The sequence below is a fragment of the Mesorhizobium sp. M0189 genome, assembly GCF_040322135.1.
Classification (GTDB): domain Bacteria; phylum Pseudomonadota; class Alphaproteobacteria; order Rhizobiales; family Rhizobiaceae; genus Mesorhizobium.
In genome coordinates this window covers 19,957-37,980 of sequence record NZ_JAMYSW010000003.1, presented here as the reverse complement: position 1 = coordinate 37,980, position 18,024 = coordinate 19,957, and the positions used below count along the sequence as shown (strand labels likewise).

The 18,024-nt window shown below is 62.4% G+C and carries 20 protein-coding genes; 9 read left to right on the top strand and 11 right to left on the bottom strand.

What is annotated here, in order from left to right; genetic code table 11:
• Nucleotides 1–6: 6 nt before the first annotated feature.
• The 6 genes from NKJ09_RS05885 to mdh form a co-directional block, all read right to left on the bottom strand.
• Nucleotides 7–753: a hypothetical protein gene (locus NKJ09_RS05885; protein ID WP_352494052.1), complete on the bottom strand. Its 747-nt coding sequence runs from the start codon at nucleotides 751–753 to the stop codon at nucleotides 7–9.
• A gap of 41 nt (nucleotides 754–794) precedes the next feature.
• The gene (gene sucD / locus NKJ09_RS05880; RefSeq protein ID WP_352494051.1) at nucleotides 795–1,697 is read right to left on the bottom strand and encodes a succinate--CoA ligase subunit alpha; all 903 of its coding nucleotides are present in this window, start codon (nucleotides 1,695–1,697) and stop codon (nucleotides 795–797) included.
• Nucleotides 1,698–1,761: 64 nt separating this feature from the next.
• Nucleotides 1,762–2,133, bottom strand: coding sequence for a cupin domain-containing protein (locus NKJ09_RS05875; RefSeq protein WP_352494050.1), 372 nt, complete (start codon nucleotides 2,131–2,133; stop codon nucleotides 1,762–1,764).
• 18 nt (nucleotides 2,134–2,151) lie between these two features.
• Complete coding sequence (locus NKJ09_RS05870) at nucleotides 2,152–2,535, bottom strand: hypothetical protein (protein WP_023723109.1); 384 nt, start codon at nucleotides 2,533–2,535, stop codon at nucleotides 2,152–2,154.
• An 18-nt stretch (nucleotides 2,536–2,553) separates the two neighbouring features.
• On the bottom strand, nucleotides 2,554–3,747 hold the full coding sequence (sucC, locus tag NKJ09_RS05865; RefSeq protein WP_352494049.1) for an ADP-forming succinate--CoA ligase subunit beta: 1,194 nt from the start codon (nucleotides 3,745–3,747) through the stop codon (nucleotides 2,554–2,556).
• A gap of 41 nt (nucleotides 3,748–3,788) precedes the next feature.
• Complete coding sequence (gene mdh, locus NKJ09_RS05860; RefSeq protein WP_023723107.1) at nucleotides 3,789–4,757, bottom strand: malate dehydrogenase; 969 nt, start codon at nucleotides 4,755–4,757, stop codon at nucleotides 3,789–3,791.
• A 231-nt stretch (nucleotides 4,758–4,988) separates the two neighbouring features.
• Here mdh and NKJ09_RS05855 point away from each other — a divergent pair, with 231 nt between their 5' ends.
• Nucleotides 4,989–5,417, top strand: a complete 429-nt coding sequence (locus NKJ09_RS05855) for a GNAT family N-acetyltransferase (RefSeq protein WP_031195456.1) — start codon at nucleotides 4,989–4,991, stop codon at nucleotides 5,415–5,417.
• A gap of 87 nt (nucleotides 5,418–5,504) precedes the next feature.
• Here NKJ09_RS05855 and zapE read toward each other — a convergent pair whose 3' ends face one another.
• Complete coding sequence (gene zapE / locus NKJ09_RS05850) at nucleotides 5,505–6,701, bottom strand: cell division protein ZapE (RefSeq protein ID WP_352494048.1); 1,197 nt, start codon at nucleotides 6,699–6,701, stop codon at nucleotides 5,505–5,507.
• 82 nt (nucleotides 6,702–6,783) lie between these two features.
• Complete coding sequence (locus NKJ09_RS05845) at nucleotides 6,784–7,323, bottom strand: protease inhibitor Inh/omp19 family protein (protein ID WP_023723103.1); 540 nt, start codon at nucleotides 7,321–7,323, stop codon at nucleotides 6,784–6,786.
• A 281-nt stretch (nucleotides 7,324–7,604) separates the two neighbouring features.
• Between NKJ09_RS05845 and NKJ09_RS05840 the strand changes: the two genes are divergently transcribed.
• Nucleotides 7,605–8,615, top strand: coding sequence for an MBL fold metallo-hydrolase (locus tag NKJ09_RS05840; protein ID WP_352494047.1), 1,011 nt, complete (start codon nucleotides 7,605–7,607; stop codon nucleotides 8,613–8,615).
• On the opposite strand, the gene NKJ09_RS05835 is transcribed toward NKJ09_RS05840, so the two are convergent.
• Nucleotides 8,612–9,871, bottom strand: coding sequence for a flavin-containing monooxygenase (locus tag NKJ09_RS05835; RefSeq protein ID WP_352762463.1), 1,260 nt, complete (start codon nucleotides 9,869–9,871; stop codon nucleotides 8,612–8,614). The two genes, NKJ09_RS05840 and NKJ09_RS05835, sit on opposite strands and share 4 nt — an antisense overlap.
• A 289-nt stretch (nucleotides 9,872–10,160) precedes the next feature.
• Here NKJ09_RS05835 and NKJ09_RS05830 point away from each other — a divergent pair, with 289 nt between their 5' ends.
• From NKJ09_RS05830 to NKJ09_RS05800, 7 genes are all read left to right on the top strand, one after another.
• Nucleotides 10,161–10,322, top strand: coding sequence for a DUF1328 family protein (locus tag NKJ09_RS05830; protein WP_031195454.1), 162 nt, complete (start codon nucleotides 10,161–10,163; stop codon nucleotides 10,320–10,322).
• A gap of 74 nt (nucleotides 10,323–10,396) precedes the next feature.
• Nucleotides 10,397–11,281: a diaminopimelate epimerase gene (gene dapF, locus NKJ09_RS05825; RefSeq protein WP_352481057.1), complete on the top strand. Its 885-nt coding sequence runs from the start codon at nucleotides 10,397–10,399 to the stop codon at nucleotides 11,279–11,281.
• The gene (gene mtaB, locus NKJ09_RS05820; RefSeq protein WP_352494045.1) at nucleotides 11,281–12,582 is read left to right on the top strand and encodes a tRNA (N(6)-L-threonylcarbamoyladenosine(37)-C(2))-methylthiotransferase MtaB; all 1,302 of its coding nucleotides are present in this window, start codon (nucleotides 11,281–11,283) and stop codon (nucleotides 12,580–12,582) included. The genes dapF and mtaB overlap by 1 nt, the downstream gene beginning before the upstream one ends.
• Nucleotides 12,583–12,593: 11 nt before the next feature.
• The gene (gene ftsY / locus NKJ09_RS05815) at nucleotides 12,594–14,357 is read left to right on the top strand and encodes a signal recognition particle-docking protein FtsY (protein WP_352494044.1); all 1,764 of its coding nucleotides are present in this window, start codon (nucleotides 12,594–12,596) and stop codon (nucleotides 14,355–14,357) included.
• Between the two features lie 60 nt (nucleotides 14,358–14,417).
• Entirely contained in the window at nucleotides 14,418–15,083 is a 666-nt protein-coding gene (locus NKJ09_RS05810; protein ID WP_352494043.1) for a septation protein A, read from the top strand.
• Nucleotides 15,084–15,174: 91 nt separating this feature from the next.
• Nucleotides 15,175–15,795, top strand: a complete 621-nt coding sequence (locus NKJ09_RS05805; protein WP_352494042.1) for a pyridoxamine 5'-phosphate oxidase family protein — start codon at nucleotides 15,175–15,177, stop codon at nucleotides 15,793–15,795.
• 40 nt (nucleotides 15,796–15,835) lie between these two features.
• Nucleotides 15,836–16,369, top strand: coding sequence for an NADPH-dependent FMN reductase (locus NKJ09_RS05800; RefSeq protein WP_352494228.1), 534 nt, complete (start codon nucleotides 15,836–15,838; stop codon nucleotides 16,367–16,369).
• Between the two features lie 278 nt (nucleotides 16,370–16,647).
• Here the strand turns inward: NKJ09_RS05800 and NKJ09_RS05795 are convergent, their stop codons facing one another.
• On the bottom strand, nucleotides 16,648–16,857 hold the full coding sequence (locus NKJ09_RS05795) for a tautomerase family protein (RefSeq protein ID WP_352494041.1): 210 nt from the start codon (nucleotides 16,855–16,857) through the stop codon (nucleotides 16,648–16,650).
• Between the two features lie 32 nt (nucleotides 16,858–16,889).
• Complete coding sequence (locus NKJ09_RS05790) at nucleotides 16,890–17,807, bottom strand: SMP-30/gluconolactonase/LRE family protein (protein WP_352494040.1); 918 nt, start codon at nucleotides 17,805–17,807, stop codon at nucleotides 16,890–16,892.
• Nucleotides 17,808–18,024: the final 217 nt, after the last annotated feature.

Here is an 18,024-nt window from a genome sequence, read left to right as displayed (position 1 = left end):
CTATCCCTAATGCGCTACCACGCGGCTAAGCCGCCACATGCCAAAAGGGTTCGTATACAGATTGTGTTCCCCGTCTGGCTGCTGCGTCTCCACACTCAAACGATATCGCGGTGCGCCTGCTTCCAGTCCAAACGTCTGACCGGCCAAAAGCTCGGGGCTTTCGTAAAGTTGATACATGTTGAAGCCGCGAAGCAGCTTGACGGCAGACTGAAATTCGTCACCTGAAACGATAGAATCCCAAAGCCCCAAATTACGCATGCCGCAGCTGTAGGTCGTTGTGCCGTCCGAGACAGAATCCATAACCATCAGTCCATAGATCTCAACAAAATCACCGCTTGTGCGTTCAAGCCATTGATCCGCTGAGAATGCCTTGCCGGCCGTTTCGACCTTCACGCCAAGACCGCCGGCCTTGATCAGATGGGCTGCCGCTTTTGCGACGGAAATCGACGTTTCCTTCGTTTGTGGGGATGTAGAAAGCAGGTAGACGACGCTCCTATGCGAGGCGATTTTGTCGATGACATCCTTACCGAGCTCGTTGACGAGGCCAGCGCTAGCGAAGGCTCTCGTCATGTCCTCGTCGCGGTCGCAGAAATCAAACTCGAACGAAGCTTTGCTCGGGCCGTGCATCACGATCATCCCCGCAGCCACATAATCAGCTGAAGGCATCGACGCCTCTGCAACGGCGCGCACAAAGGCCGACTTGCCTTCCCAAGGGCCGGGTATGCATAGGATGATGCGCTTCTCGTCTTCCATGTCCTGCTCATCGGCATTCGAAAGCTCGACTGCTCACTTTCTTAACCCTTAATCGCCTCGACCAGCGTCGTGCCCAGCCGTGCCGGCGATGGCGAAACCTTGATGCCGGCCGATTCCATCGCCGCGATCTTGTCTTCCGCGCCGCCCTTGCCGCCGGAGATGACCGCGCCCGCATGGCCCATGGTGCGGCCCGCCGGCGCGGTGCGCCCGGCGATGAAGCCGGCCATCGGCTTGCTGCGGCCGCGCTTGGCCTCGTCCTTGAGGAACTGCGCGGCGTCTTCCTCGGCCGATCCGCCGATCTCGCCGATCATGATGATCGACTTGGTCTCGTCGTCGGCAAGGAACATTTCCAGCACGTCGATGAACTCCGTGCCTTTGACCGGATCGCCGCCGATGCCGACGGCGGTGGTCTGGCCGAGGCCGACATTGGTGGTCTGGAACACCGCCTCATAGGTAAGCGTTCCCGAGCGCGAAACAACGCCGACCGAGCCCTTGCGGAAGATGTTGCCGGGCATGATGCCGATCTTGCATTGGTCGGGGGTCAGCACGCCGGGGCAGTTCGGCCCGATCAGCCGCGACGTCGAACGGTCGAGCCGTGCCTTGACCTTGATCATGTCCATCACCGGTATGCCCTCGGTGATGCAGACGATCAGCGGGATCTCGGCCTCGATCGCTTCCAGGATCGCTTCGGCAGCACCCGCCGGCGGCACGTAGACGACCGAAGCGTTGGCGCCGGTCTTCGCCTTGCCTTCGGCTACGGTGGGGAAGATCGGCAGTGCCTCGCCCTTGGCGCCGGTCCAGGTCTCGCCGCCCTTCTTGGGGTGGACGCCGCCGACCATTTTCGTGCCGTGATAGGCCAGCGCCTGTTCGGTGTGGAACGTGCCGGTCTTGCCGGTCAGGCCCTGCACCAGCACCTTGGTATTCTTGTCGACGAGAATGGACATGGTGGTCCTTTTCAAAAACCGTTGATCGGGGAAGGCCGCGCGCTCATGGTCATAGCCGCCGTGGTCACAATCGCTTGAGGTCGGCGACCGTGAGGTCGCTCTTGGCATTGCCGGTGTTGAGCGTCGTCGCCGGCTCGAACATCAGCACAACAGGTTCTTCGCTCAGCGAGCGCGGCCGGTGCTCGACGGCGCGCGGCACGACGATGAACTCGCCGCTGGAAAGCTCCACCGTGCCGTCGCGGAAATCGATGGCGATGCGGCCGCGCAGCACCAGGAAGGCCTCGTCTTCATTGTCGTGCGCGTGCCAATCGAAGACGTCGCCGAACTTGGCGATCTTGACCTGGGAATCGTTGACGTCGCCGGCAATATGCGGATCGAAGACCTTCTTGATCTTCGTATCCGCCGCCTCGACGAGGTTTATCTTGTGCGGAGGCACAGGCTCATTCCTTTTCCGTCATCGGGCATCGGCAGCGTGCTGTTCATCAATCTCATCCCGCAGGAAACGGTCAGGTGCATGTCCGAGATCATTCTCTTTGCCATACATCCAGGCTCTCATTTTCATCGTAGGTTTGAACGGGCTCTTTCCTGCTCCGACGACGACGTACCACTCGCGCCCAATCTCATCTGACACCTGATAAAGCCAGAAACGTCGATAATTATCGGTCTCCTCAGCGACTACGCCCCGCACTTTGTAGTGCATCGGTTTTTCGTCCAGCTTCCAATGATAGTGGCACTCCCAAAGGTATTGTTCGATTTCCTCGACCGAATAGGGGCTGCGGTCGGGCAGCTGGTCCAAGCTCTGAACCTCTTCTTCCCAGTGAATGGGGAAGCTACCCAACGCAACGCTCCTAGTTTCTCAGTGTTTCACCGCCGCCACGATCTTCTTGGCCGCATCGTCGAGATCATCGGCCGACACCACGTTCAGCCCGCTGTCGTTGATGATCTTCTTGCCGAGCTCGGCATTGGTTCCTTCCAGCCGCACAACCAGCGGCACTTGCAGGCCGACCTCCTTGACCGCGGCGATGACGCCCTCAGCGATGATGTCGCACTTCATGATGCCGCCGAAGATATTGATCAGAATGCCTTTGACCGCTGGATCCTTGGTGATGATCTTGAACGCCGCCGTCACTTTTTCCTTAGACGCGCCGCCGCCGACATCGAGGAAGTTGGCCGGCTCGGCGCCGTAGAGCTTGATGATGTCCATCGTCGCCATGGCAAGGCCGGCGCCGTTGACCATGCAGCCGATATTACCGTCGAGCGCGACATAGGCGAGGTCGTATTTCGACGCCTCGATCTCCTTCTCGTCCTCTTCGGTGGTGTCGCGCAATTCGAGCACGTCCGGGTGGCGGAACAGCGCATTGTTGTCGAACGACACTTTTGCGTCGAGCACGCGCAGCCGGCCGCTCTTCATGACGATCAGCGGGTTGATCTCGAGCAGGCTCATGTCCTTCTCGACAAATGCCTTGTAGAGGATCGGAAACAGCGTGCCACCATCTTTGGCGGCGTCGCCGTCGAGCCTCAGTGCGGCGTTGAGCGTGTTCACATCGTCGGCCGTCACGCCCTTTTCCGGGTCGATGGCGACGGTGATGATCTTTTCCGGCGTGTCGTGGGCGACCGCCTCGATGTCCATGCCGCCCTCGGTCGAGACGACGAAGGCGACGCGCCCGACCGAGCGGTCGACCAGGATCGACAGATAGAGCTCGCGCTCGATGTCAGCGCCGTCCTCGATGTAGAGCCGGTTGACCTGCTTGCCGGCCGGGCCGGTCTGCTTGGTGACCAGCGTATGGCCGAGCATCTCCTTGGCGTTGGCGACGACCTCGGCCACCGACTTCGCCAGCCTGACGCCGCCCTTCGCATCGGCGCCGAGCTCCTTGAACTTGCCCTTGCCGCGGCCGCCGGCATGGATCTGGCTCTTGACCACATAGAGCGGGCCGGGCAGCGCCTTGGCGGCGGCTTCCGCCTCGCTCGCCTTGAACACCGGCACGCCCTCGGCCACCGGTGCGCCAAAACCTTTCAGCAGCGCCTTGCCCTGATACTCATGGATGTTCATGCGCTATGTCTCCAGCTTGTTTGGCGGGCTTGGTTGCCGGCTTATTTGGCCGCGAGATGCGGAGCGATCTTGACGCAGGCGTCGCACAGACCCTGCACCGCGGCGACCGAACTGTCGAACATCTTCTGTTCGCTTTTCGCCAGTTCGATCTCGATGATACGCTCGACGCCGCCGGCGCCGATCACCACGGGAACGCCGACATAGGTGTTCTTGACGCCATATTGGCCGGAAAGAAAGGCAGCACAGGGCAGCACCCGCTTCTTGTCCTTGAGATAGGCTTCGGCCATGGCGATGGCCGAGGCGGCGGGCGCGTAGAAGGCCGAACCGGTCTTGAGCAGGCCGACGATCTCGGCGCCGCCGTCGCGGGTGCGCTGCACGATCTGGTCGAGCCGCTCCTTCGAGGTCCAGCCCATCTTGATAAGGTCGGGCAGCGGGATGCCGGCAACGGTGGAATAGCGGATCATCGGCACCATGGAATCGCCGTGGCCACCGAGCACGAAGGCGGTGACATCCTCGACCGAGACCTTGAATTCCTCGGCCAGGAAATAACGGAAGCGCGAACTGTCGAGCACGCCGGCCATGCCGACGACATGGCTCTTCGGCAGGCCGGAAAACTTCTGCAGCGCCCAGACCATGGCGTCGAGCGGATTGGTGATGCAGATGACGAAGGCCTTCGGCGCGTATTTCTTGAGGCCGGCGCCGACCTGCTCCATCACCTTCAGATTGATGCCCAGAAGATCGTCGCGGCTCATGCCGGGCTTGCGCGGCACGCCGGCGGTGACGATGCAGACGTCGGCGCCCTCGATGCCGGCATAGTCGTTGACGCCGGTCAGCCTGGAGTCGAACCCATCGACCGGCGACGACTGCGCGATGTCCAGCCCCTTGCCTTGCGGGATGCCTTCGGCGATATCGAACAGCACGACGTCGCCGAGATCCTTCAGGCCGACCATGTGGGCGAGGGTGCCGCCGATCATGCCCGAGCCGATGAGCGCTATCTTGTTGCGTGCCATGTCAGGATGTTTCCCTTTGACTATGACGGCGCCCAAATCCTTGACGATTTGATGACGGCGTCGGAGGAAGAGGCCGGAATGCTGCGGAACCGCGAAATTCGCCGCACGCAATAGCCCCGGCCGTGCAAAAATTCAAACGATTATTTTGGAGTGAGTAATTTCAATCGGTTAGAAACAATGGGACTTACGTAAACGTAAAAGTTCTGAAGCCGGCTAGAGGAATTCTACACAATGGCATCTGAAATCAGAAGGCTGTTTCCGGGCGATGACGCCCTTGTGATGCGGGTTGCCGACGAGGTTTTCGATGAGCCGGTCAGGCCGGATCGACTCTCTGCCTATCTCGCGGCGCCCGGCCATTTCATGATCGTGGCCCTCGCCGACGGCGTCGTTATCGGCCAATGCGCCGCGATCGTCCACCGGCACCCGGACAAGGTGAGCGAACTCTACATAGACGAGGTCGGCGTGGCGCCGGCCTTTCAACGCCAGGGCATTGCGACGAGGATGCTCGACGCCATGTTCGCACTCGGTCGCGAGCATGGTTGTGAGGAGGCCTGGGTCGGCACCGAGCCGGACAATGTTGCTGCTCGCGCACTTTACGAGTCGCGAAAGGTGCCGCATGGGCCGGCGGAGGATTTTGTGATGTATGTTTATCGATTATAGACGCGGCGGGACGGACCCTTTTAACGATGGCTGGACAGGTGTGAAGGAGCGCTGCAGATCAGCCTGCTGGGCATCGGGCTCCTAGCCCTAAGCCTGCCGCGCCTCTGTCGATGATCCCCGCGCCTTCTGCCTTTCCACCCAATCCTCCAGCCAGTCGTGGCTCTGCATCTCGATCAGCCGCGATGCGGTGCGCTCGAACTCGAAGACCTCGTTGCCGCGCTTGGCCGTATAGAGCTGCGGCGGCGGTGCTGCGGCGCTCATCACCAGCCGCACATGATGATCGTAGAGCGTATCGACCAGCAGGATGAAGCGCTTGGCTTCGTTGCGCTTGCCTTCGCCGAGCACCGGCACATGGTCGATGAAGATGGTCGAGAAACGGCCGGCGATGGCAAGATAGTCACGGGCGCCGAGCGGCCTCTCGCAGAGATCAGCGAAGGAAAACCGCGCCGCCTCGCCGGCAGCACGCGGCACTACGACATGCCGGCCCTTCACCATCAGCATCGTCTCGGCCGTCGGCCTGCCATGCGTCATCACCGCCCAGGCGTCGTCGAGCGCATGGTCGGCGGCGGCATCGGCCGGGGTGACGTAGACCGGCATGCGGCTGAGCTTGTCGAGGCGGTAATCCTTGTCGGCGTCCAGCGCCAGCACCTGCGCGTGGCGCTCCAAGATAGCAACAAACGGCAAGAACAACTGACGGTTCAGGCCGTCACGGTAGAGCTCCTGCGGCGCGACATTGGAAGTGGCGACCAGCACCACGCCATTGGCAAACAACGCCGAAAACAACCTGGACAGGATCATCGCATCGGCGATGTCGGTGACCGAAAACTCGTCGAAGCACAGCACCCAGGCTTCCTCGGCCAGCGCGCGCGCCACCGGTGGGATCGGATCGTCCTCCTTGGCCGTGCCGTTCTTGCGAGCCTGCCGGTGCTTCTGGATGCGATCCTGCACGTCGGCCATGAAATCGTTGAAATGCACGCGGCGCTTGCGCCGCACCGGCAGCAGCTCGAAGAACATATCCATCAGCATGGTTTTGCCGCGGCCGACGCCGCCATGGATGTAGAGGCCCTTGACTGCCTCGTGCACTTCGCGCTTGCGGGCGAACAGCCACCCAAGTGCGCTTGATTTATGCGCCAGCCGCTTTGCCGATATTTCGTCGATCAGCCGGTCGAGCGCAGCGGCGATCCGCTCCTGCGCCGGGTCGCGCCCGATGGCGCCCGTCTCGACCAGATGGTCGTAGCGCTGCTTGACGGTCGCATGGGTCTGGAGGCCGTCACGCAGATGCATCGGTCACGTCGTTCTGCAGCAATTCCAGGAAAGTGTATAACGGTTTTCCGTCCGGAATTGCGTAACAATAGGGGCGGTTCGATTACCTTGTTAGCGAGATCGGCAGGCCGTTGGAAGTCTGGCCGTCGAATTTCTCGCCGCCCGAGGAATACAGCCGTGCCAGCGTGCCGCCGTTCTCGTCAAAGAGCGTCAGCTGTTTGCCGGCGACGTTCCAGGATTTGATGCCGTCGAGCGGCGCCGGGCAATGCAGCGGTCCGGCGCGATAGCCCGAGCCGAATTTGGTCTGCGGCGTCGCCACCTGACAGCTCTGGCCGGACACGCTTGCCTTCCACACGCCGGCGACGCTGGAGGCGGTCAGGTCGGCCGCGCCGGCCGGCGCCGTCCCGTCGGGCGGCAACGAGGCGACCTGGGTGTTCTGCGGCGCGGTTGGAAATTTCGACGGATCGGCCGGGCCGGGTGTCGCCGGGGGCGGCAGCTGGTTTGCAGTCACCTTGCCGGCGGGCGCAGCTTCCAGCGGCGCCGGCTGCTGCTCGTCCATTGATGAGAACCGCGAGGTTGAACAGCCGCTCGCAACGAGCGCGGCCAGCGATACGGCCAGCAGGCCGGTTTTCGAAAATCTCATTCTTCAACCTCCGTCGGATCCGGCTGGGGGGTGCCGTCCGCGCAATGTCCCTCTCACCAAGATGGAGAAGGTGGCGAAATTTCAACCCGATATGGTTAAAATACGGTTTGCGCCGCTAATGTTGCAAATTTATCGCAAAATGCACATTGCCTGGCTGATACCTCCGGGTCGGTGCGATACGGCGCGCCGGCTCCAAATCCTTGACGTTCACCTCAAATGCTTGCGCCAGTTGGCTCCGGCATTATCTCTTGGCGATCAGCAAACTGCAGGGAGCCGATTTCTTGGCCGCGAGAAAGAGAGCCGCCAACCGCTATTACAGCGGCCCGCCCAGCGATCATTTCGACGGCACCTTGTTCTTCAATCCCGACGGCCGGCCGCCGGGTCGCTTTGCCGATCTGTTGAAATGGCAATTGAGCGGCGAGCGCTCGAAATGGCCGGCGGCGAATCCGAGTCCGTTTCCACCGGCAAGACCGGTCGAGCGGATCGATGGTGCAGCGCTCCGCCTCACCATGGTCGGCCATTCCTCGCTGCTCGTCCAGACAGCCGGCCTGAACATCCTTACCGATCCGGTCTGGTCGCGGCGTGTCTCGCCAATCTCGTTCGCCGGGCCGAAACGCGTCAATCCGCCGGGCATCGCCTTTTCCCATCTGCCGCCGATCGACCTCGTGCTGGTCAGCCACAACCATTACGACCATCTCGACCTCGCCACGCTGAAGCGCCTGAAGGCAAGGCACGACCCGCTACTGCTGACGCCGCTCGGCAACGACGCCATCATCGGCGCTGCCGTTCCCGGTATGCGGCTTTCCGCGCATGACTGGGGCGATCGGGTCGATATCGGCGATGACGTCGCCGTGCATGTCGAGCCGGTGCACCACTGGTCGGCCCGCGGTACTCGCGACCGGCGCATGGCGCTGTGGGCGGGTTTCGTCGTCGAAACGCCAAGTGCAAAGATCTATTTTGCCGGCGATACCGGCTTCCACGGCGGTATCAACTACCGGCTGATGGCTGAAAAGCATGGCGGCTTCCGCCTCGCCATCCTGCCGATCGGCGCCTACGAGCCGCGCTGGTTCATGGCGCCGCATCACCAGGATCCGGAGGAGGCGGTGCAAGGCATGCTTTTGTGCAACGCTGGCTATGCCGCCGGCTGCCACTGGGGCACATTCCGGCTCACCAACGAGCCGATCGACGAGCCGGCCAGAAAGCTCGGCGAAGCACTTGGAGCCGCCGGTCTGCCGCGGGATCGTTTCCGTGCCTTGCAGCCGGGCGAAGTCTGGGACGTGCCAGAGGTTTAGCGCGGCGGCTGGCCTGACGGCGAAGGCGGCTGCAAAGCTTCCATATGCCTGGCTATATGGGCGGCGTCGCGGCCCACATATGAAAGAAGGCCGGAGCCGAAGGTATGCATCCAATGAAGGCCAAGAAAGTATAGGCCGGGAAAGGCTGTCACGCCACGCTGTTGAATAGGTGCGTTGCGCGAATCGAAAATTGGTAAATCGATCCAGTTATAGTCGAAGCGATATCCCGTTCCCCAGATGACCGAGCCGACGTTCTCGCCGGAGATATCCACTGACCGGGCGCCGCCGACTTCCGCCAGGATTGGCGTTGCTGAGCGTTCATTGCCATCGCTGATGTGGTCCGAGACTTCAGGTTTCTCTGCCAACGCCTCTGCCGCGGAGACAAAATCGTCATAGGACCTATCGGCTTCAGCCAATATCTGCGAGGCATCCCCGGCCACCAACAGTTTTCCATCGGCGCACCCGAGTACACGTCGCAGCACCACTCCACCATCGTGTGCAAAACGGCGGACGTTCATATCGTAACCGCCGTTGACACCGGTTACGACGGTCGAGGGGGGATACCGCCGCTCCGGGAAACTATCGATAGTGATCTCGAAACGTCCCATTTTGTCGAACCACCACAAAACATCCTGGCCGCGATAGCGCCGCGGCACCCGACGATGCGGACTGACCGAAAGATAGACATCGCGCCCGGATTGCTGGAGTTCATCCGCAATCTGGCTGCCGGATGCACCACTGCCCACCACCAGCACCACTCCGGGGGGAAGCTCGTCGGGGTTGCGGTACCTCGAAGCGTGAACCTGGTAAACGGATCGAGGCAAATCCTTGGCCGCCGCCGGTACCATCGAACGCTGGAAAGGGCCCGTCGCCACAACGACATTGCGGGCCGTCATGCTGCCGGCGTTTGTCTCCAACGCATAATCGCCGGTATCCCTGTGTCGGAGCTTCGTGACCTCCACACCCTCGCGAACCGGAGCTGCAATTTTTGCCGCATAGTGCTCGATGAACCGCGTGATGGCGGTGTGGTGGGCGAATCCTTCCGGTTCAGGGTCCTGATAAGAAACCCCAGGAAGCTCTATTGCCTGGTTGATGAATTGAAACCGAAGCGAATCCCAACGCTCAGTCCGCCAGCGTCCGGCAATACGCGCGCGTTCCAACACGACATGCTCACGTTCATATTGGTGAAGATAGTAACTCATGGCGAGCCCCGCCTGGCCGCCACCAATAATGATCGTGTCCCAACGCTCAGTCATTGGAAAACTCTATCGCCGGCCCGCCAAACACGTCGTCAGCTTACGGTCTCGGTGCGGTGAAGATCATGGGTAAGACGAAAAAACGGATCCAAGATTGCTTAGCAGCGAAATATCCATTCCCGGACGTCAAATCGACACAACGGTAGCGTTCATTCAACACCATGACAACATTGCATCCGTAGCTGCATATCACAGCCAGGTCCTCGACCCGCCCAGCCACCGCAGGGAACCCAAGCCCTCGCAGAAGCGTTTGTAGGTGTTCAAACCTGCCGGCTGCGAGGTGTCTCTCATGATCAGGTGGATCATCATTCTTTTGATTATCGCGGCCGCGGCAAGCCTGCTCGGCATGCCGGCACTGGCTGGAGCCGCCGCAACCGGCGCCCGCATCCTCATCGGCATCGTGCTGATCATCTTCCTGCTGATCGTGCTTGGCGTATTCGCGGTGACCTGAAAAGCATGCCGCACTGGTAATTTCGGCCGGTATCCGCCATATAGGCGCCAAATCGGCAAGAGACCTTTCGATCCATGGCAAGCGCGGCCCCTTTCGCCAAGATGAACGGTATCGGCAACGAAATCATCGTTGCCGATATGCGTGGCCGTGCCGATCGCGTAACGCCTGCGGCAGCCGTCGCGCTTAATGCCGACGCCGCGACCAGGTTCGACCAGATCATGGCGATCCACGATCCCAGGACGCCGGGCACCGCCTTTTTCATCGACATCTTGAATTCCGACGGAACCAGTGCGCAAGCCTGCGGCAACGGCATGCGCTGTGTCGTCCAGGCGCTCGCCGCCGAGACGGGCCAGAAGACATTTGCCTTTGAAACAGTCGCCGGCATCCTCAATGCCGAGGAACATGCCGACGGAATGATCTCGGTCGACATGGGCAAGCCGCGCTTTGGCTGGCGGGACATCCCGCTGGCCGAGGAGTTTCGCGACACCCGCATGATCGAACTGCAGATCGGCCCGATCGATGCGCCGGTACTGCATTCGCCGTCGGTCGTCTCGATGGGCAATCCGCACGCCATCTTCTGGGTCGACCGCGACGTCCGGTCCTATGAACTCGAGCGCTTCGGCCCGCTGCTCGAAAACCACCCGATCTTCCCTGAGCGCGCCAACGTCACCATCGCGCAAGTGACTTCGCCGGAGACCATGGCCATCCGCACCTGGGAGCGCGGCGCCGGACTGACCAAGGCCTGCGGCTCGGCTGCTTGCGCCGCCGTGGTCGCCGCGGCCCGCACCCGGCGCACCGGCCGCAGCGTCACGCTGATGACGCCCGGCGGCGGCTCGCTGCACGTCCTGTGGCGCGACGACGACCACGTCATCCTGACCGGTGCCGCCGAATGGGAATTTTCCGGCAGCTTCGATCCGTCGACCGGGGCGTGGGCGCGCGACACCGAAAGCGCCGCCTGATGGCTCCTCGTGGCAACAGGGGTATCGACGTCGTCACCTTCGGCTGCCGGCTGAACACCTATGAATCCGAGGTGATGCGGCGTGAAGCCGAAAGTGCGGGCCTCGGCGGGCTCGAAGGCGGCGCTATCATCTTCAACACCTGCGCCGTCACCGGCGAGGCGGTGCGCCAGGCCAAGCAGTCGATCAGAAAAGCCCGCCGTGAGAACCCGGCCGCCCGCATCATCGTCACCGGCTGCGCCGCGCAGACCGGCCCGAAGGATTTCGTCGCCATGGACGAGGTCGATCTCGTCCTCGGCAATGAGGAGAAGCTGAAGGCGCATTCATATCGCGCGCTGCCGGATTTCGGCGTCAACGACACCGAAAAGGCGCGCGTCAACGATATCTTTTCGGTGCGCGAAACGGCCACCCACATGGTCGACGCCATCGAGGGCCGGGCGCGCGCTTTTGTCCAGGTGCAGAACGGCTGCGACCACCGCTGCACCTTCTGCATCATTCCCTACGGTCGCGGAAATTCGCGCTCGGTCCCGATGGGCGCCGTGGTTGAGCAGGTCAAGCGACTCGCCGGCAATGGTTATGCCGAGATCGTGCTGACGGGCGTCGACATGACCAGTTTTGGCGCCGATCTGCCGGGCGCACCGAAGCTCGGCAAATTGGTCAAGACCATCCTGAAGCAGGTGCCAGACGTGAAACGCCTGCGGCTTTCTTCCATCGATTCGATCGAGGCCGACGACGATCTGCTGGACGCCATCGCCACCGAGCCGAGGCTGATGCCGCATCTGCACCTGTCGCTGCAATCGGGTGACGACATGATCCTGAAGCGGATGAAGCGCCGGCACAGCCGCGACCAGTCGATCCGCTTTTGCGAGGATGTGCGCAAACTGCGCCACGGCATCGTTTTCGGCGCCGACATCATCGCCGGCTTCCCGACGGAGACGGATGCCATGTTCGAAAACTCGCTGGAGATCGTCGAGGAATGCGGCCTGACGCATCTCCATGTCTTCCCGTTTTCGCCGCGCCAGGGCACGCCCGCCGCGCGCATGCCGCAGCTTCGCCGCGAAATGGTCAAGCAGCGCGCCGCACGGTTGCGCGCCGCCGGCGAGGTCGCCTACCGCCGTCACCTTTCCTCGCTCGCTGGCACACGCCAGTCGATCCTGGTCGAGCGCGATGGGCTCGGCCGCACCGAAGGGTTTACGCTGGCCGTGTTGTCAGCCGGGGCGCCGGGCGACATCGTCGAGGCTGATATCGCCGGCAATGACGGTATCAGACTGATCGCCGCGCCGCTTGCCGCCCGCGCCGCCTGAGAGCGCAAGACATGGCCGGGTTTTTCAAGAAGATATTTTCGTTCGGCAAGAAGGAAGTTGTCGAGGAGCGGCCCGACGAGACCGCACCGCTGCCGCCGATCAAATGGGACGAACTGGAGGCGCTGAAGCCGGCGGCCGAGCAGGCCGTCCCGGAGTTTTTGAAACGCGAAGAGTCGCGGCCCGAGGCAGACACTGCGCCTCCGCCGTCTGTCGAGACGGAAGCGCCGCCCGCGCCGCAGCCACCGCTCGAACCCGCACCAACCATTCCGCCCGAGCCAGAGATCCAGCCGGAGTCGGAAACGCCTGCTGAGGAGCCGGAAGAAATCCCGGCCGAGCTTGTTATTCCCGAGCCGGAGCAGCCGGAGATTGTCCAGACTGAGCCTCGGTCATCGGAAGCTGGCGCTGCCCCTCATCCGCCTGCCGGCACCTTCTCCCCGTATGGTGACGGGGAGAAGGGGGCTGATCGGCAGGCCGAGCCTCCTTTTGAAAGCGATGAAGAAGAAGCTGCAACGCTGACGTCCCCCTCTCTCCGTCCTTCACGGGGGTCCGGAGGACCGGCGAGACAAGCGGCTCGCCCCGGAACGGGAAAGGGTGAGGGGCAGCGCGAACCTCTGCAAGATACCGCACCGCCCGCCGAGAGCCCCTCCGCAGCGCCCGAAGCGCCGCCGGCCGAAATCCCGCCTCCGCTCCGCCAGCCCGCCCCGGTCGAAACGAAACCGGTCTTGACCGAGATTGCGCCCGAACCAGAGGCCATTCCGCAACCATCGCCGGAGCCAAAACCTGCCCCCGGCAAGGTGACCGTAACCAAGAAGGTCGAGCAGAAGGCCGAGCCGCAAAGAGCGCCCGAACCGGCGCCGAGGCGCTCCTGGTTCCAGCGCATGCGAGACGGGCTTGCCCGCTCTTCCAGGGAGTTGTCCGGCAACATCGCCGGCGTCTTCACCAAGCGCAAGCTCGACGAGGACACGCTGCAGGACCTGGAGGATGTGCTGATCCGCGCCGATCTCGGCATGGAGACGGCTTTGCGCGTTACCGACGCGCTCTCCGCCAGCCGCTACGGCAAGGATGTCTCCGAGACGGAAGTCCGCGCCATCATGGCGGCGGAGGTGGAGAAGGTGCTGACCCATGTCGCCATGCCGCTGGAACTCGACCTCAGCCACAAGCCGCATGTCATCCTGGTCGTCGGCGTCAACGGCACGGGGAAAACCACGACCATCGGCAAGCTCGCCGCAAAGCTGACCGATGGCGGCCTCTCGGTGATGCTCGCCGCCGGCGACACTTTCCGCGCCGCCGCGATCGAGCAGTTGAAGATCTGGGGCGAGCGCACCAACTCGCCGGTCATTGCCTCGAAGCTCGGCGCCGACGCCGCCGGCCTCGCTTACGACGCCTTCGAGCGGGCGAAGGAGGCCGGCTCCGACGTGCTGATCATCGACACCGCCGGGCGGCTGCAGAACAAGACCGAACTGATGGCGGAACTGGAAAAGATCGTCCGCGTGCTGGGCAAGCTCGATCCGGAAGCGCCGCACACCGTGCTGCAGACGGTCGATGCCACCACCGGCCAGAATGCGCTCAACCAGGTCGAGATCTTCCGCAATGTCGCCGGCGTCAACGGCCTGGTGATGACCAAGCTGGACGGCACGGCGCGCGGCGGTATTCTGGTGGCGATCGCGGCAAAGCACAAATTGCCGGTCTACTTCATCGGCGTCGGCGAACAGGTCGACGACCTCGAACCCTTTTCCGCAAGCGAGTTCGCCAGGGCGATCGCTGGCGTGGCTTGACGAGCATGATCCCGAAAAGTTGCAGACTTTTTGGATTGGATCGTGCGTAAGAAGGATCCCATGAACCCACCCATCCTCGAACGCGACCTGTCCGATCCGCGACGCAAGGCGTTGAACCCCGGCCTGAAATTCCTGCTCGAACTCGGGCCTGGTCTGGTGTTCTTTTTCACCACCATCCGCGGCGCGTGGCTTGTCGGGAAATTCCCGATCCTCAGCCATATCGGCGAGCCTATCCTGATTGCCACAGCGTTCTTTATGGTGGCGACGGCGCTGTCGCTCAGCGTTTCGTGGATTTTGACGCGCAGCTGGCCGATCATGCCGCTGGTCTCGGCCATCGTCGTGTTTGTGTTTGGTGCGCTGGCGCTGTGGCTGCAGGACAAGACCTTCGCTTTCATGAAGCCGACAATCATCAACAGCCTGTTCGGCATCACGCTGCTTGGCGGGTTGGCGTTTGGCAGATCGCTGTTGGGCTATGTCTTTGATTCCGCCTTCAATCTCGACGCCGAAGGCTGGCGCAAGCTCACTTTCCGATGGGGGCTTTTCTTCCTTTTTCTGGCTGTGCTGAACGAGGTCGTGTGGCGCGATTTTTCTGAGGAAACCTGGCTTTATTTTAAGGTCTGGGGCACGATTCCCATTACCCTTGTCTTCACGTTAAGCCAAATGCCGTTGATCCTGCGCCACTCGCTCGAGGACAAGGCCGCCAAGGAAGAGAAAGCCGGCAAATAGAGCAATTCCAGGAAAAGTGTGTAGCGGTTTTCCGGGGAAAAGCGCGTAGCGCTTTCCCTAGGGAATTGCGTCAGAATAGGAGGAGAGGGGCATGGAATTCATCACCACGCGCGACGAGTTGAGGACGATCTACAAGACGCCTCGGCCGACCGACGGTTCGATCCGCAAGGAACTGAAGGCATTGGACGGCCACTGCCGTTCCTTCATCGGCAAGAGCCCCTTCGTGCTGATCGGCTCGTCCGACGGCGCCGGCAATGCCGATGTGACGCCGAAGGGCGACAGGCCGGGCTTCGTAACAGTGCTCGACGAGAAGACCATCGCCATCCCCGACCGGCCCGGCAACAACCGGCTCGACACGCTGGAGAACATCCTTCTCAATCCCTCGATCGGGCTGCTCTTCCTCATTCCCGGCATGAACGAAACGCTGCGTGTCAATGGCGATGCCCGCATCACGGTCGATGCGTCATTGCGTGAGCGGCTGGCGGTCGACGGCAAGGCACCGCAAAGCGTCGTCGTGGTGACGGTCAAGGCCGCCTACATGCATTGCGCCAAGGCCTTCATGCGCTCCGAATTGTGGAAGCCGGAGAGCTGGTACGACCGCGCGACGCTGCCGACGCTCGGCCAGATCCTGCGCGACCAGTTGGCGCTCGCCGATTCGGCCGAGGCGACCGACCGCTGGCTGGAAGAGGAATACAGAGAGACCATGTGGTAGTGTGCCCGGCGACGAATCGCTCAAGCCGGTTTCCATTCCTTTGCTCAGCATCCTCGCCATCTCCGGCAGCCTGCGCGCCGCCTCGACCAATTCGGCCCTGGTCGCGGCACTCGCGCAAAACGCGCCGCTGGACTGTCACGTCTCCGTCTACGATGGGCTTGCCCGGCTGCCGATTTTCAACCCCGACGACGAGGGCGAGCGGACGCCGCCGCAAGCAGCGGCGCTGATCGACGCGGTCACCGCCGCTGACGGCGTCATCGTCTCCTGCCCGGAATATGCCCATGGTGTGCCAGGCGGCCTGAAGAACGCGCTCGACTGGCTGGTGTCGCGCGATGCAGCCGTCGGCAAACCGGCCATGCTGGTACATGCCTCGCCGCGCTCGCTGTTTGCCCGCGCCGCACTTGCCGAGATCATGCGGACAATGTCTTTCGCGCTCTATGAGGAAGCAGCGCTCGAAATCGCGTTGCTCGGCAAGAAGCCGCCGGAGGTGGAGAAAATCCTGGCGGAACCGGAAAACCGGCTGGCGATGCGCAGCGCCGTTTCGGCCTTCGCGGGCTTCATCCGCTCGCGTTAAGTGGCGCCCATCGTGCTGTCGTATCCCAGGGCAGAGCGAACGCGAAGCGAGCGTCGGCGATCCTTCGCGCCCCCCTCTGTCCTGCCGGACATCTCCCCCACAAGGAGGGAGATTGGCCGTCATCCCTGCTTTCGCCAATCTCCAACGTTGAAAGAAGGGCCATGCGGCGAAGCTGCCGATCTCCCCCCAAGTGGGGGAGATGCCCGGTAGGGCAGAGGGGGGCGCTGTCCCGCAGGCCTCTCGCAAACTTCCGCACTGCCGCTGTGCTCGTCGAGAAATCAGCCCTTGCCCCTCCGCGTCTCGACGTCGGTCTCGCCGACGAACCAGTCGCGTGCAGCGACCTCCTCGAACACCACCCAGACATCGTTGCTGGTCAGGCCGGTGGCGCCGGTGATGGCCGCCGTCACCTGGGCGGTGATCGCGGCCTTTTTTCCGGCCGGGTCGTCGGCAATCACCTCCTTGACCAGGCGGATGTTTACGAATGGCATGGTGCCCTCCCTTGGATATGCTTGGCGGCCGCTCAAAATGTCTTGGCGCCGTTGACCATGAGCCGGACCATGTAGAGCGAGGTCGTGCCGGCGATGTAGAGGCAGTTCAGCTTGTTGCCGCCGAACACGCAATTGGCGACGACTTCCGGTACCTTGACCTTGCCGATCAGCGTCCCGTCTGGATCGTAGCAATGGACCCCGTCGGCGGCACTGGTCCAGATGCGGCCGTCCGCATCCAGCCTGAAACCGTCGAACAGGCCGGCGGTGCAGTCAGCAAAGACCTTTTCGCCGGACACCGTCTTGCCGCCCTGGCCGACATTGAACACCCGGATGTGCGCCGGGTTTTGGGCGCCATGCGTGCGGCCGGTGTCGGCGACATAGAGCTTGCTCTCGTCGAGCGAGAAGGCGAGCCCGTTTGGCCTGACCATGTCGGTGATCACCGCCTCGGTCTCGCCGGTGCCGGGATCGACCCGGTAGACATGGCAGGCCCCGATCTCGCTTTCGGCCTTGTCGCCCTCGTAATCGGTATCGATGCCGTAGCTCGGATCGGTGAACCAGATCGAGCCGTCGGACTTGACCACCGCGTCATTGGGCGAGTTCAGCCGCTTGCCGCGCCATTTGTCGGTTATGGTGATGACCGAGCCGTCATGCTCGGTGCGGCTGACGCGGCGGCCGGAATGCTCGCAAGTAACCAGCCGTCCTTGCCGGTCGACGGTGTTGCCGTTGGAATTGCCGGATGGCTGACGGAACACGCTGACGCTGCCGTCGGTCTCGTCGTAGCGCAGCATGCGATTGTTCGGGATGTCGGACCAGACCACATAGCGCCCGGCCGCAAACCAGGCCGGCCCCTCCGCCCATCGGCAGCCGGTAAACAGCCTGTCCACCTGTGCGTTGCCGTTGAACAGCCGCGAAAAGCGCGGATCGAGAACTTCGTAGAATTCGCTGGCCATGGTTCCTCCCGGTATCAGTCGCTTGGCGAGCCGCGATCAAGCCAGCCTGCGATCGATATGGCAAGATCGATGATGCGTCAGAAGCAAGCGAATGCTGGGCCGGACGGCAGGTCACATCCCGTTAACCGGCTATGCGCCCAGCGCAATGGTGCATTGCAACATCTTATTTTTGCAACGCACCATAACTATGTCATGCTTCGTATCGATCAAGGGAGGA